This is a genomic window from uncultured Thomasclavelia sp. (genome assembly GCF_944324745.1).
GTDB lineage: Bacteria > Bacillota_I > Bacilli_A > Erysipelotrichales > Coprobacillaceae > Thomasclavelia.
In genome coordinates this window covers 33,242-46,754 of sequence record NZ_CALUXO010000046.1, presented here as the reverse complement: position 1 = coordinate 46,754, position 13,513 = coordinate 33,242, and the positions used below count along the sequence as shown (strand labels likewise).

The window sequence follows — 13,513 nt, the reverse complement described above, 5'->3', positions numbered from 1 at the left end:
AACTAGGGTAAATACTTTTACCCTAGATATCAACATTTGTAATTATAGTCTTAACACCAGCTTTAACCAAAAAGTTTTTTACTTCTCGATCATTAACTGTCCAGGTATTTACATCCAGACCATGTCGACGATATTCCTTAATTTCATTAGGCGTTAAAAATACATATTTACTATGACAATGAAAATGATGTTTCAAAACAAGAGCCTTATTTTTTTGATAATCTTCTTCAAATAAATATCCTAAATATAAACTAGGATCAATTTGTCGTAGTTTCAATAAACTATCTAGATTAAACGAAGAAAACATCACCTGGTCCAATAATCCCTTATCTTTAACTAAATTATAAGTCAACAATTCTATATCTGGATAGTGAATTTTATCAGTTTTAATTTCTAAATTTAAAATAACATTCTTATCTTGACAATAATCTAATAATTCCACCAGCAAAGGCAGTTTTGCTGTAACGTCTTTAAAATGATAATTAAAATTATACTCACATAATTCTTGATACGTATAATCTTTAATTGACCCAGTTCCATTAGAAGTTCGATCGATTGTTTCATCATGAATCAAAACTAATTGCTTATCTTTAGTCAAATGTACATCAGTTTCTATCCCATCAAAATTGCCATCAATTGCCGCTTTAAAAGCAATCATCGTATTTTCTGGATATTTGTCACTATAGCCACGATGTCCTAATTTGATCATATTCAAATCTCCAATTATAATAATTTAAAATGTTCTAAAGCTTTAACGATCCCATCATTTTCAATTCGATCAGTTTCATAATCAGCAACGGCCTTAGCTTCTGGGACCGCATTTCCCATTGCCACACCAATTCCAACCGTTTCTAACATTTCAATATCATTTCGTCCATCACCAAAAGCAATCGTATCATCAATCTTACGATTCAACCGCTCGACAAGCTTTTCAATTCCAACCGCTTTAGATACACCTTTTAAAGTCAAGTCAAACGAATAATCGCTTTGATGTCTTTGAACATCAAAATATGGACTTAATTTTTCAACCATAACTGGAATATCACTTTTATCATTAACTACAATCATTCCAATATAGGTTTCAATGGCCTCAGGATCAAAATCATCAATAATAGTCTCTGGTTTCATTCCCCAATTATCCGCAAATTCAATATGTCGAGGATCATTGCGATCACGAACATAGATATAATCACTACTTTCAAAATAATAATTTAAATTATATTGCCGGGCTAATTCCATTGTTGCTTTAATCGCTTCACTTGGAACTACAGCCTTATAAATTGGTTTATTTAAATATTCAACATATCCACCATTACATGTTACATACCCGCTAAATGGGTAGTTCATAACTCCATCAGTAATGAAACATTTACAACGGCCAGTCGCTAAAAAAACATCATGTCCGTTAGCTTTTAATTGATCTAATGCAACTCTGATATTATCAGTAATTGCATAAATTCCTTGATTACATTCTATCAATGTACCATCAATATCAAAAAATAATAATTTACCCATTTTTTACCTCCGCGTGTTTATTGTAACACAATTAAAGTTAATATTTAACTTAGGAAATGTAAATATTATTGATATAATTGCATAATTTGACCACAAGCAATAATTTTACCAGCATTTCCAGATGGCTGCGTCGTAAAATCATCTAAATTTTGATGAATTACAATCGTCTTTCCAACGATGTCCTCAGGTGTAAATTTATCAATATATACGGCCATCCAGGCCCGACCATCACTTGAAAAAAGCGGTGGCAAATCGCCAGCATGATATGGATGTGGACAAGTATTAGTACTATAGTGGCCACCTACCTGACTAAAAGCATTATCTCCTTCACCTGAACAGCTGCTGCCTTCATGAATGTGAATAGCATGAATTCCTAAATTACATCCTGTAACCGGTAGACCCTGAGCTTCTACAACAACAATTGTTCCATCTTCAAAGGGATATGCCAGCATTGAACCTGTAATTAAAGGTCCCCGTATTAAAGCATAAGCCTGAGGATTTTGTCGACATAAAACTCTAATAATATCAAATTGATTCATTTTACCCCTCCTATATAGCATATGCCGGCAAATAAAAAAAGAAGAGACAAATGTCCCTTCTCAAATTGTTGTTATAGATATCTTCTAGCACAGACATAGTTACGATTTAAACTAGATACTTTTACAACATCACCTGTATGTGGCGCATGTACCATTTGTCCATTACCAACATAAATACCAACATGAGTAATGTTACTTGTACTAGAACCAAAGAAAACTAAATCACCTGGCTGCAGATTAGCACGATCTACTGGTGTCCCACCTTGTGATTGTCCTTGAGCCGTTCTGGCAATAGAGATTCCATGTTGACGATATACCCATGAAGTAAATCCTGAGCAATCAAATGAATTTGGTCCACTAGCTCCATAAACATAAGGAGTACCTAATTTAGTATATGCTGTCTCTAAAATTTTACTTCCTGGTGTATAAACTTTAACCGTTAAATTAGCGCTAGATTGATTTCCAGTACTATCACTAACTGTAAAGGTTACCGTTTTATCACCTGTACTACTTGTATCAATACCACTTACAGCTACATTAGCAGTAACATCGCCATCTTTATTATCAATCGCTGATACTAAATATTGACGAGGATCAAAAGCCGCATCTTTTTCAACTTCAACAGCAGCAGTTGATAAAGTGATTTGTGGTCCACTAATATCTTTAACTGTGAAGTTTAAAGTAGTATGAACTTCATTTTGTGATTCATCAGCAGTAACAACTTCAATTGTTTGTACTTCATTTTCTTTAGTGGTATCAACTGTTCCACTAACAGTATTAGTTACAGCTGACATATCATCAGTAGCTACTAAATAATTTTCTAATTTAAACTCTGTTCCATAATCAATTGTAATATCATTACCTTGTGGTAAAGTTACAACTGGAGCTGTTAAATCAGAAACAGCAAATTCAAATGTTTTTTCACTAACGTTACCTGATGAGTCAGTAACTGTTAAAGTGATATCTTGAATTCCAGCTTGGCTAGCATCCAAAGGTTGACTAGCTTCAATAAATGGTGAAACGTCACCATCAACATTATCTGTTGCGGTTACATAACTAGTTATATCATTGCTTCCATTAATAGGAACTTGAACAATATAACCTTTTGTTGACCCAGCTACTTTGAATTCCGGTGCCTCATTATCAACAACTGCCACACTAACTGTTTTAGTAGTTGTATTTAAAGAAGCATCAGTAGCTTGAACTTCTAAATTATAAACACCTAATTGATCAACATTAACTTGATTAACCTTAGCTTCAATTGTTAGATCTTCTCTTGAATCTTGATTATCAGTTATATTAATCACGTCTAAATCCAATTTTTCACCGTAAGGCACTTCAACTCGATTAGAAACGATAACCGGCGCTTCTTTATCGATTGCAGCGTAACCTACTAACATAAATACAGACACCCCTAAAATTGGGATGAACATAGCTTTCCGTTTGATAATGTTTTCATTAATAAAATCAACTAATTGTTTTTTACGTTTTTCTTTCATTAATTCACTTCCTATCTTAAACGTCTTTTGCATAATATCATATTTTATTTAAAATTGCAAATTTTATCGATATAATCGCAGAAATTTCAATTATTAAATAAGATGTTTAATATATAAAACATTTTATCACATCATAAAATTCTGAAAAAGCCTTGACTTACTGCGCATTTTTTTATTTTTACAAATGACATTTTAAGATAAAAAATTCATTTTCAATTTTTTTCAAATTTTGAAAAAATATTTTTTATACACTAATAATTACCTAAAAAAGACTTTTTATACCTTTTTTTACCATAAAATTACCATCAAAAATAAAAAACGGATTTAATTACAAATCCGCCTTTTCTAACTGAACTAAATCTATTTCAATTGGTGTTAAATTTCCTAAAAAGTCAATTAATACTTTAGCTTGTTCCTTTTCAGTATCAATAGATTCAACTTTACCACTCTTACCAGCAAATGGACCAGCCACAACTTTTACTTGATCACCTGGTTCATAATCAACTGATATTTCACTGCTAATACCCATTTTCTTTAAAATTGGCTCTAATTCACTTTTTGGAAGTGGAAATGGTTTCGCCCCACCACCAGAAGAACCAATAAATCCAGTAACCCCAGATGTATTACGTACGACATACCATGCTTCATCAGTCATGATCATTTCCACTAAAACATATCCAGGGAACATATTTTTGGTCTTATTGATTTTTTTACCATCTTTAATTTCAGTTTCAACATGTTCAGGAATTACAATTTGAAATAAAACATCTTGCAACCCCATTGATTCAACACGTTTTTCTAGATTTTCTTTAACCTTATTTTCATGACCTGAATATGTATTAACTACATACCAGCGTCTTCCTTCATCATTCATTCCTGTCATATTAATTCATCCCCAATGTTCTTAAAATAAATGCAATAATGGCATCACCTGCAAAGAAGTATAATCCCATTATAAAACAAAAAGCTAATACAATTGCTGAATTTTGGGCTAATTCTTTTTTTGATAACCAACTAATTTTCTTAATTTCACTTCTAATACCTTTTAAAGTAAACCAATCACGAAATTTCACACCTAATCCTCCCTATTTAGTTTCTTTGTGTAAAGTGTGGCGTCCACATCTTTTACAATATTTATTTAGTTCTAATCTTTTTACATTAACTCGTTTATTTTTAGTAATTGTATAATTTCGAGATAAACACTCCGTACATACTAAAATCACTTTTTCTTTCATTTTATCAGCTCATTTCTACGTTATATTAATTTAACACAAAAGTAAATGATAGTCAAATAGATTTAAATTTTGCCAGTTTACGATGAATTCGATAATTAGCATTATAAATGCTTCGAATATCAACTTTTAACTTCTTGGCAATATCATTATTACTTAAACCCATTTTGTGATACTTAACAACTTCCTGTTCAAATTTTGAACACTGTTTTAAAATATAGGCATCGATTGCCTGATACCATTCCTGTTGAAGCCAATATTGATTAGGATCTTGATTATCACTGATATTATCAACATAGCGTAAGCGCTGATCTTTATCACAATAATCATCTAATGAATAAACTTTTTTTCTTTCCCGAATGACACGTCCACGTTTTTTTACTACTACCGATTTAATTGCACTTTCAATTAACATTGATATAAAACTCTTAACTGCCATCCCTTTATCGGGCCGATAATTATTTAAAGACTTACAAATACGCATCATGATAATTTGTATATAATCTTCCTGTTCATCACGATATAAACCACCATAATAATAATGCGTTAAAATAATCGCTATTTGCTGATATATATACTTTATCAAATATTCTTTGGCAATCGGACAGCCCTGTAAATATAAATAATACAATTCCTCAACGCTGTAACCATTCATTGGTTACCTCCCTTCTGCTTATAAAGGGTTACGTGAGTTATATACCTGATATAAAATCACTGCTGTGGCTACTGATGCATTTAATGAAGTAACATGTCCAACCATTGGTAAAACAACATTAAAATCACATTTTTCTTTTACCAGCCGTGAAATTCCAAAACCTTCAGATCCAATCACTACAACTAATGGCATATTATAATCAATCGCCCGATAATCTTGAGATTGATTTAATTCACAACCAACTACCCAAAATGAACGTTTTTTTAATTCTTCTAAAGTTCTTGATAAATTAGTTACTTGAGCAACCTTTACATGATCAATTGCTCCAGTGGACACTTTGGCAACTGTGGCGTTTAATCCAACGCTACGCTTTTTACCAATAATAACTCCATCAACCCCAATAGCATCGCAAGTTCTTAAAATTGCCCCTAAATTATGGGGATCTTCCAATCCATCAAGCATTAGCAACAATGGCTGTTTATCTTCAGGAATAGCGGTAATTATTTCATCAAGCGAATAATAGCGATAGCCCTCAACTTCAGCTATAATACCTTGATGAACGACATTTCCAACCCGTTTGATAAATTCTGACTTGTCAATTCGTCGACATGGAACATTTTTTCTTTTGCAAAGTTCAATAATTTTGTTGTCTTTAAAATTGTTTTGGATATACACAGTATATACACGTTTTTCTCCCTTTAAAGCTTCTAATATCGTGTTTTTACCATATATATATTGTTTCATATTTTTCACCTATTTTCGTCTCAAATTTATCTCTTTTTTATTTACCTTTTATATAGCTTTTGTATCGCGAAAATATCTCATCTATTCGCTTGAAATCTTCTAATAAATATAATGTCCCGATAATTGCTTCAAAGCCCGTTGAATGCAGATGTTCGATTTTTTCATTTTTACTTCCTTTGGTATTTCGTCCACGTTTATAAATCGCTATTTCATCTTCACTAAAAAAACCTTCTTTTAACATTGCATGCATAAAATTAGATTGTGCTATTGAAGTAACATATTTCACTGTTTCCTTTTGAAGTTCATGAGTTTTAGCCAAACCACTTTCTTTGATCAAATAACTTCGTACCATCACTTCAAAAACACTATCACCTAAATAAGCTAAGACACTAGGATTCATCAAATCCGGGCGCATTAAATAATCTCCTTTTCGATTAACTGACTACGTAATTTATCAGCAGTATCAAAATCTTTATTAGCTTTAGCTTCATTCCAATCTTGATATAATTTTAATTCTTCATCATTTAACTGTTTTGGATGATAGACAAAGCCCATCACATCAACCATTTTTAGTAAAGTTTGATAATTTTGACTGATAGCCTGATTGTCTTTATCTTTTTGTCTAAATAATTGATTTAATTTTTTTACCTGATTTAAGATATTTGTTAATGCTAATGAAGTATTTAAATCATCTTCCAATGCCGCTACCATTTCATCTACTGTTGCTTTATCATAATCACAGTCAGCAACATGATTTACCTGCAAATATAAAGAAACTGTTTTGATAACATTATCTACTTTAGCAACTTCTTTTTTTACATTAGTAACTACATCATCAGTCAGATTTAATGGGTTACGATAATGACTAGATAGCATTAGCCATTTATAAACATTACATCCAAGCTGTTTGATCATATCTTTAGCCCAAACAACATTTCCTAATGATTTTGACATTTTTTGATTATCAATATTGATCATTTGATTATGCATCCAAGTATGAGCAATTGGATGATGGTGGCATGCCATTGATTGAGCGATTTCATTTTCATGATGTGGGAATTTTAAGTCCTGTCCCCCTCCATGAATATCAATTAATCCATTTTCAAAAATATCATTGATCATAACTACACACTCAGTATGCCAGCCAGGTCTCCCTTTAGACCACGGACTATCAAATTGAATTCCTTCATCAGTTTTTTTCCATAAAGCAAAATCAACAGGTGCTTCTTTTTTATCATTATCATCTACTCGTTCACTGGCACCGGCAATTAAATCTTCAATTCTAATTCCTGATAACTGTCCATATTCATGAATTTTGGTAACTCTAAAATAAACATCACCATCAACAACATAAGCATATCCATCTTTTACTAAACCATCAATAAATTTAATAATGGCATCCATGGTATTGGTAACTCGTGGGGCATAAGTTGGAAATAATAAATTTAAATCCCGCCGAACATCTTCATAAGCTTTAATATATTTATCTGTTAACTCTTTTTCACTGATTCCTTCTTGTTTAGCAGCTTTGATGATTTTATCATCAACATCAGTAAAATTAGAAACAAAAGTAACTTTATAACCTAAGTATTCGAACGTTCTTCTTAAAACATCAAAAACGATCATTGGTCGGGTATTTCCGATATGAGCATGATTATAAACCGTTGGTCCACAGACATAAATACTAACTTCTCCCTCTTTAATCGGCTTAAAATCCTCTTTTTTATTTGTTAGTGTATTAAATAGTTTCATCATAACCTCCATAAATAAAAAAGCATAATACTATCAATGATTTCTCGATAGCAGATGCTTTTATCTTATCCATTTTATTTCTTCTACCATCAAGCAGCTATAATCTGCCCTCGTAAATTTAATTTGTATTTTAATCTTAACAAAATATCCCCTAAAATACAACTTATTTACCTGCCGTCATTGAAAAGCTTTCTAAATAAACAGTCATGTCTGCTTCATTTTTTTCAAACTCATCTTTGACAGAACGGTATCCATAGATATATGTAACATCGTCTAAAAAATAAACAATCTCTTTATTCTTTATTCCGGTATCACTATATTCATAAATATATTGATACACATCCAAACCACTATTTAAAACTGGTTTCGATACTTCAATATTACTAGCCTGTCCTTGTTCTAAGACACCAGTATATAATTCACTTTTATCAGAAGCTACATTATCACTTTCATCATTTACTACTAAAAAATACAAAGTATTATTATCTTTATTAAATTCAACCGTATTATAATCAGTCACCTCAGGGTTAGAAGATACCGATATTTCATAATCACTGGGATAATAAAAACTAACGCCTTCTTCTGTTGTATATAATTCTCCGGTTTTTTGTAAATTCACTTTTTTATCCTGCGCTCCGCAGGCTGTTAAGGTTACCAGCAATACAGTTACCATAAGTAACAGGATTGATTTTTTCATTATCACTCTCTCCTTACTAACCCCATTTTACACAACTAATTAGATTATTACAACCATATTTTCTCAATCAATTAAGCCAAAATGTGACAATGCTTTTACAATCCCATCATTTTCGACAGTATCTGTCACATAATCACTACGTTCAAGAGTTTCTGGGTGCCCATTGGCCATACAAATACCAGTTCCAACATATTCCAACATTTCTAAATCATTATGACCATCACCAAAAGCCATCGTTTCCGCAAGTTCGATTCCGTAATGATCCAACACGGCTTTTATTCCTGCTTTCTTTCCACCAACCTTTGGGATAATATCATAAGCACCATCATGCCATTTAGTGTATTTACAATGTTTAAGCAAAGCAACTAATTTAGCTATCTCCTCTTTCCCTACAAATGGATCTATTTGATAAATATCATTCTTTAAAGCCCTAGTGATATCTTTAACTGGTGGCAACGATGTATTAATGGCTTTTTGAGCCGCAATAACATAATCATCTATTAGATTAATATATAAATTATTGCTTTCAACAAAACTGCAGGCTAAATGTTGTTTTTGAACATAGGCAACAATTCTTGCTACATCATCGGGATCAATGGGATTTTTATAAATAACACCATCTTGATTAAAACAATAACCACCATTTATCGTTAAATAACCATCAAAAGTAAACTGTTGGTTAATTCCTAATTCTTCCATTTCTAAATAATGGCGCCCACTAGCAATAAATAATTTAATTCCCTTTTCCTGTAATTGTTTTAATGCTTTTATTACCTGTTCACTAATGCAAGTTTGTTGCTTTGATATTAAAGTCCCATCAATATCAAAAAAAATTGCTTTTATCATCTCGTTCCTCCGTATATTTTCATGTAATTGTGATTAATTATTTTTAAGCAAAAGAGGAGTATTGCCACTCCTCTTCAACTATAAGTATTTATTATATGGATTATCCTAACAAAGATTTAAATACTTTTAAATATTGGTCAGCACTTGTATCCCAGTCTAATTTTGCACTCATAGCACGAGTCATGATACCTTTCCATGCTTCTGGATCTTCATTATAAACCTTTAAAGCATAGTCAATCGTCCGCATCATTTCATGCGCATTGAAGTTAGCAAAACTAAATCCGGTTCCAGTATGAGCGTATTCATCATATGGTTGCACACTGTCTTTTAATCCACCAGTTTCTCTTACAATTGGAATTGTACCATATCTTAAAGACATCATTTGAGATAATCCACATGGTTCAAACAATGAAGGCATTAAGAACATATCACAACCAGCATAAATTCGACATGATAAACCAAAGTCATATTTTAATTGTAATGATACTTTATCTGGATGATGGTAAGCAATACCTTTTAAAGCATCTTCATAAACTCGATCTCCAGCTCCTAATATAACAATTTGAATATCACGACTGCACATTTCACTAAACTGATTTAAAATCAAATCTAATCCTTTTTGTTTAGTTAAACGCGTTACGACACCAATAAATGGTACATCTTTATTCTCAGGTAATCCTACCTCTTTTTGTAAAGCTAATTTATTAGCTACTTTATTTTCAAAAACAGTATTAATATCATAGTTTTTCACAATTTCAGGATCAGTAGCTGGATTGATTACATCATAATCAACTCCATTTAAAATACCATACAAATCATACTTACGCATTTCCAAAATATTTTGTAATCCTTCTCCATATTCTGGCGTTAAAATTTCTTTTGCATAAGTTGGCGAAACAGTAGTTACAATATCGCTATAGAAAATAGCAGCTTTCATCATATTAAAGCACCCATCGTTACGACAGTTTCCGTTATAATACAAATAATTATCTAAACCAAATAATTCACTTAGTAAAGCAGGATCAGCTTTTCCTTGGAAAGCAATATTATGAATTGTGAAAACAACTTTAATATTTTCATAATGTTCATAATAACAATATCTTTCTTTATACAACATCGCAATCATTGCTGTTTGCCAGTCATGTAAGTGTAAAATATCTGGTTTCAAATCTAAATGAGAGATTAATTCCAAAACGGCAAAATCAAAATAAGCAAATCTTTCATTATCATCATCATAACCATATAAACCTGGACGTTTAAAATATTGTTCATTGTCAATAAAGTAGAAACGAACTCCATCCAATTCATAAGTAAAGACACCACAATATAATTTACGCCATCCTACCCATATATCGAAATTAGTTACAAACTGAATTTCATCAGCCATTTTCATATCTTGATACTTAGGTAAAACAACAATACTTTCGACACCTTTTTTTACCATTTCTTTTGGTAAAGAACCTAATACATCAGCTAATCCACCTGATTTAATAAATGGTGTTGCTTCTGATGTAGCAAATAATACTCGCATTAAACTACATCTCCTTCAATAATATATAATGGTGTAGTAGAATCACCTTTTAAGTCCAATTTATGTTCTACTTTAGAATTTTTATCCATAATTACATTTTCCAAATGCGCGTTTGGACTTACAACAGCTCCAGAGAATAAGATACAGTTTTTAACGACCGCACCAGTACCAACTGTTACATTACGACCTAAAATACTATTTTCAACAGTACCATCAATCATTGCCCCATTGGCAACAAATGAACTATTTACTTTAGATTCTGATAAATATTTAGTTGGTGGTGTATCATTAGTATTAGTATAAATTGGCCAATTGCTCTTAAATACAGCAGATGATACATCTAGATCCAAGAACTCTAATGAGTATTGGTAATAATGTTCTAATGAATCCATGCAACGAGCATATCCTTTATATTCATAAGCATTAATTTGTTTTTCATCACATAAATAAGCCAAAACATCTCTTAAACTAAAGAATGAACTAATTTTTTGAGCTTTTTTCATAACTTCTAATAAAGTTTTAGCATTAAATACATATGTTTCCATTGAAACACAACAATCTTTACGACTTCCACGATTCTTTTCAATTGCAGTAACCATTTTATTTTTAACTGTCAGGCAGTCGCATCCAATATAAGCTTCATTTGCATCATGAACTTTTTTATACACCATAGTAATTTCAGCTCCAGCTTTTTCATGAGCATCAATTACATCAGCATAATTCATAGTTGTAATAATATGTGCAGGTGCAACTACTACATAATCAGCTTTATTAGTTTCTAAGAAAGCAATATTTTCAATCAAATTATTGATGTCATGATTATAATTAGGGTTATTAGCGTATTTTTCATTATATAAAATAGATACGCCACCGGCTTTAGAGTTGAAGTTCCATGAATTACCATTACCTAAATGTTTCAACAATGATCTAGGTTTACGTTGAATTAATACTCCAACCGCATCGATTGCTGAGTTCGACATGTTTGATAAAACAAAGTCAATCAATGCATAACGTCCTAAGAAACTAACAGACGCTACTGGTCTTCTTTCTGTAAGACCGACAAAATCTACATCAGAGTGTAAATTTACAATACCAATTGCTTTAACCATCTCTATTTCCTCCCCTACTTACTATTATCACTAATCAAAGCGACTTCTTTGGCTTCTTCATTAATTTTTGTATTGGCACGAATAACTACGCCTTCATCAACGATTGCTTTATATACTTCAGCACCTTCTTCAACCAGTACACCTGGCATTAAAACTGAATCGATTACTTTAGCACCTTCACCAACATTGACATTATTGAATAAAACTGATCCTTCAACATTACCATTTACCAGGCATCCTTGAGTAACCATTGAATTTTTGATATTAGCTTTATCTCCAATAATTTGTGGTTTTTCCAAAGTATCTTCAGTATAGATCTTCCAATCGCGTTTAATATTATAAAGATCTAGTTCTGTATCATTCAACAAGTCCATATTAGCTTGCCATAAACTTTCTACAGTACCAACATCTTTCCAATAACCTTCGAATTCATAAGCATATAATTTTTTATCATCAGCTAACATATCTGGAATGATATTCATACCAAAGTCATGTTTACTGTCTTCGTTTTTAGCATCGTCAATTAAGTATTTTCTTAATTCTTTATAAGTAAAGATATAAATACCCATAGAAGCTAATGTAGATTTAGGTTTGGCAGGTTTTTCTTCGAATTCATAAATAGTTCCATCAGGATTTGTATTCATGATTCCAAAACGACTTGCTTCTTTTAAAGAAACATTTAATACAGCGATAGTTGCAGCGGCTTTACGTTGTTTGTGAGCAGCAAGCATCTTATCGTAATCCATTTTATAAATATGGTCACCAGATAAGATCAAAACATATTCAGGGTCATATTGATCTAAAAAGCTGATATTTTGATAAATAGCATCAGCTGTACCTGCATACCAAGTAGCCCCAACTTCCCCTCGTTCACGTGCTGGCAGGATAGCTGCTAATGACTGTTTACCATCAAGCCCCCACTTAGTTCCAGAGCCAACATAAGTACCTAATAATACTGATTCATATTGAGTTAATACCCCAACAACGTCAATCCCTGAGTTAGCACAGTTACTCAAAGGGAAATCAATAATACGATATTTTCCTCCAAAATGCACTGCTGGTTTAGCTACTTTAGCCGTTAGTGCTTCTAGACGTGTCCCACGTCCTCCGGCTAAAATCATTGCGACAATCTCTTTTCCCATTTTTTAAAATACCTCCTTGTCTAATGTAAGCGCTTTACCTATAATACTATTCTAACATAAAATAAAAATAAATTCGAGATTTATTATACGAAATGTAAATAATATATCTTGTCATTTATTATACTCTCATTTATTTTTGTAATAAACCTCTTAAAAAGGATTTTATGTAAATTTTTTTCAAAAAGAATTCGATTTAAATTAACTAAAAACTAACAAGCATTTTTTTAATCCAACCGCATATGATATTAGCGA

General features: G+C 31.7%; 16 protein-coding genes. All 16 read right to left on the bottom strand.

Annotation, left to right across the window (positions count from 1 at the left end; genetic code table 11):
• Positions 1-22: 22 nt before the first annotated feature.
• Positions 23-709: a glycerophosphodiester phosphodiesterase gene (locus Q0K54_RS05530; protein ID WP_294578854.1), complete on the bottom strand. Its 687-nt coding sequence runs from the start codon at positions 707-709 to the stop codon at positions 23-25.
• Positions 710-723: 14 nt separating this feature from the next.
• The gene (locus Q0K54_RS05525; protein ID WP_294578853.1) at positions 724-1,515 is read right to left on the bottom strand and encodes a Cof-type HAD-IIB family hydrolase; all 792 of its coding nucleotides are present in this window, start codon (positions 1,513-1,515) and stop codon (positions 724-726) included.
• Positions 1,516-1,580: 65 nt separating this feature from the next.
• Complete coding sequence (locus tag Q0K54_RS05520) at positions 1,581-2,054, bottom strand: superoxide dismutase family protein (protein ID WP_294578852.1); 474 nt, start codon at positions 2,052-2,054, stop codon at positions 1,581-1,583.
• Positions 2,055-2,125: 71 nt separating this feature from the next.
• A complete protein-coding gene (locus Q0K54_RS05515; RefSeq protein WP_294578851.1) occupies positions 2,126-3,553 on the bottom strand; it encodes a C40 family peptidase in 1,428 nt (475 codons plus the stop codon).
• A 328-nt stretch (positions 3,554-3,881) separates the two neighbouring features.
• Positions 3,882-4,436, bottom strand: a complete 555-nt coding sequence (nusG, locus tag Q0K54_RS05510; protein ID WP_294578850.1) for a transcription termination/antitermination protein NusG — start codon at positions 4,434-4,436, stop codon at positions 3,882-3,884.
• A 1-nt stretch (position 4,437) separates the two neighbouring features.
• Positions 4,438-4,626: a preprotein translocase subunit SecE gene (gene secE / locus Q0K54_RS05505; protein ID WP_294578849.1), complete on the bottom strand. Its 189-nt coding sequence runs from the start codon at positions 4,624-4,626 to the stop codon at positions 4,438-4,440.
• A gap of 12 nt (positions 4,627-4,638) precedes the next feature.
• The gene (gene rpmG, locus Q0K54_RS05500) at positions 4,639-4,788 is read right to left on the bottom strand and encodes a 50S ribosomal protein L33 (RefSeq protein ID WP_294578848.1); all 150 of its coding nucleotides are present in this window, start codon (positions 4,786-4,788) and stop codon (positions 4,639-4,641) included.
• Between the two features lie 52 nt (positions 4,789-4,840).
• Complete coding sequence (locus tag Q0K54_RS05495) at positions 4,841-5,440, bottom strand: sigma-70 family RNA polymerase sigma factor (protein WP_294578847.1); 600 nt, start codon at positions 5,438-5,440, stop codon at positions 4,841-4,843.
• 18 nt (positions 5,441-5,458) lie between these two features.
• Positions 5,459-6,184: a 23S rRNA (guanosine(2251)-2'-O)-methyltransferase RlmB gene (gene rlmB, locus Q0K54_RS05490; protein WP_294578846.1), complete on the bottom strand. Its 726-nt coding sequence runs from the start codon at positions 6,182-6,184 to the stop codon at positions 5,459-5,461.
• A 37-nt stretch (positions 6,185-6,221) separates the two neighbouring features.
• On the bottom strand, positions 6,222-6,599 hold the full coding sequence (locus tag Q0K54_RS05485) for a Mini-ribonuclease 3 (RefSeq protein WP_294578845.1): 378 nt from the start codon (positions 6,597-6,599) through the stop codon (positions 6,222-6,224).
• Positions 6,599-7,936: a cysteine--tRNA ligase gene (gene cysS / locus Q0K54_RS05480; protein WP_294578844.1), complete on the bottom strand. Its 1,338-nt coding sequence runs from the start codon at positions 7,934-7,936 to the stop codon at positions 6,599-6,601. Before cysS ends, Q0K54_RS05485 begins: the two co-directional genes overlap by 1 nt.
• Before the next feature lie 163 nt (positions 7,937-8,099).
• Positions 8,100-8,633: a hypothetical protein gene (locus Q0K54_RS05475; RefSeq protein WP_294578843.1), complete on the bottom strand. Its 534-nt coding sequence runs from the start codon at positions 8,631-8,633 to the stop codon at positions 8,100-8,102.
• A gap of 63 nt (positions 8,634-8,696) precedes the next feature.
• On the bottom strand, positions 8,697-9,479 hold the full coding sequence (locus Q0K54_RS05470) for a Cof-type HAD-IIB family hydrolase (RefSeq protein ID WP_294578842.1): 783 nt from the start codon (positions 9,477-9,479) through the stop codon (positions 8,697-8,699).
• A gap of 100 nt (positions 9,480-9,579) precedes the next feature.
• Positions 9,580-11,010 (bottom strand): glycogen synthase GlgA, encoded by a 1,431-nt coding sequence (glgA, locus tag Q0K54_RS05465; protein WP_294578841.1) that lies wholly within the window; start codon positions 11,008-11,010, stop codon positions 9,580-9,582.
• On the bottom strand, positions 11,010-12,119 hold the full coding sequence (glgD, locus tag Q0K54_RS05460) for a glucose-1-phosphate adenylyltransferase subunit GlgD (RefSeq protein WP_294578840.1): 1,110 nt from the start codon (positions 12,117-12,119) through the stop codon (positions 11,010-11,012). Before glgD ends, glgA begins: the two co-directional genes overlap by 1 nt.
• A gap of 14 nt (positions 12,120-12,133) precedes the next feature.
• Positions 12,134-13,261 (bottom strand): glucose-1-phosphate adenylyltransferase, encoded by a 1,128-nt coding sequence (locus Q0K54_RS05455; protein ID WP_294578839.1) that lies wholly within the window; start codon positions 13,259-13,261, stop codon positions 12,134-12,136.
• Positions 13,262-13,513: the final 252 nt, after the last annotated feature.

Bases quoted from the DNA above. Each gene is read 5' to 3' on its own strand.
- cysS (WP_294578844.1), bottom strand. From the start codon at position 7,936: ATGAAACTATTTAATACACTAACAAATAAAAAAGAGGATTTTAAGCCG.
- glgA (WP_294578841.1), bottom strand. From the start codon at position 11,010: ATGCGAGTATTATTTGCTACATCAGAAGCAACACCATTTATTAAATCA.
- Q0K54_RS05515 (WP_294578851.1), bottom strand. From the start codon at position 3,553: ATGAAAGAAAAACGTAAAAAACAATTAGTTGATTTTATTAATGAAAAC.
- Q0K54_RS05525 (WP_294578853.1), bottom strand. From the start codon at position 1,515: ATGGGTAAATTATTATTTTTTGATATTGATGGTACATTGATAGAATGT.
- Q0K54_RS05495 (WP_294578847.1), bottom strand. From the start codon at position 5,440: ATGAATGGTTACAGCGTTGAGGAATTGTATTATTTATATTTACAGGGC.
- Q0K54_RS05475 (WP_294578843.1), bottom strand. From the start codon at position 8,633: ATGAAAAAATCAATCCTGTTACTTATGGTAACTGTATTGCTGGTAACC.
- Q0K54_RS05530 (WP_294578854.1), bottom strand. From the start codon at position 709: ATGATCAAATTAGGACATCGTGGCTATAGTGACAAATATCCAGAAAAT.
- Q0K54_RS05485 (WP_294578845.1), bottom strand. From the start codon at position 6,599: ATGCGCCCGGATTTGATGAATCCTAGTGTCTTAGCTTATTTAGGTGAT.
- nusG (WP_294578850.1), bottom strand. From the start codon at position 4,436: ATGACAGGAATGAATGATGAAGGAAGACGCTGGTATGTAGTTAATACA.
- Q0K54_RS05520 (WP_294578852.1), bottom strand. From the start codon at position 2,054: ATGAATCAATTTGATATTATTAGAGTTTTATGTCGACAAAATCCTCAG.
- Q0K54_RS05455 (WP_294578839.1), bottom strand. From the start codon at position 13,261: ATGGGAAAAGAGATTGTCGCAATGATTTTAGCCGGAGGACGTGGGACA.
- rlmB (WP_294578846.1), bottom strand. From the start codon at position 6,184: ATGAAACAATATATATATGGTAAAAACACGATATTAGAAGCTTTAAAG.
- glgD (WP_294578840.1), bottom strand. From the start codon at position 12,119: ATGGTTAAAGCAATTGGTATTGTAAATTTACACTCTGATGTAGATTTT.
- rpmG (WP_294578848.1), bottom strand. From the start codon at position 4,788: ATGAAAGAAAAAGTGATTTTAGTATGTACGGAGTGTTTATCTCGAAAT.
- Q0K54_RS05470 (WP_294578842.1), bottom strand. From the start codon at position 9,479: ATGATAAAAGCAATTTTTTTTGATATTGATGGGACTTTAATATCAAAG.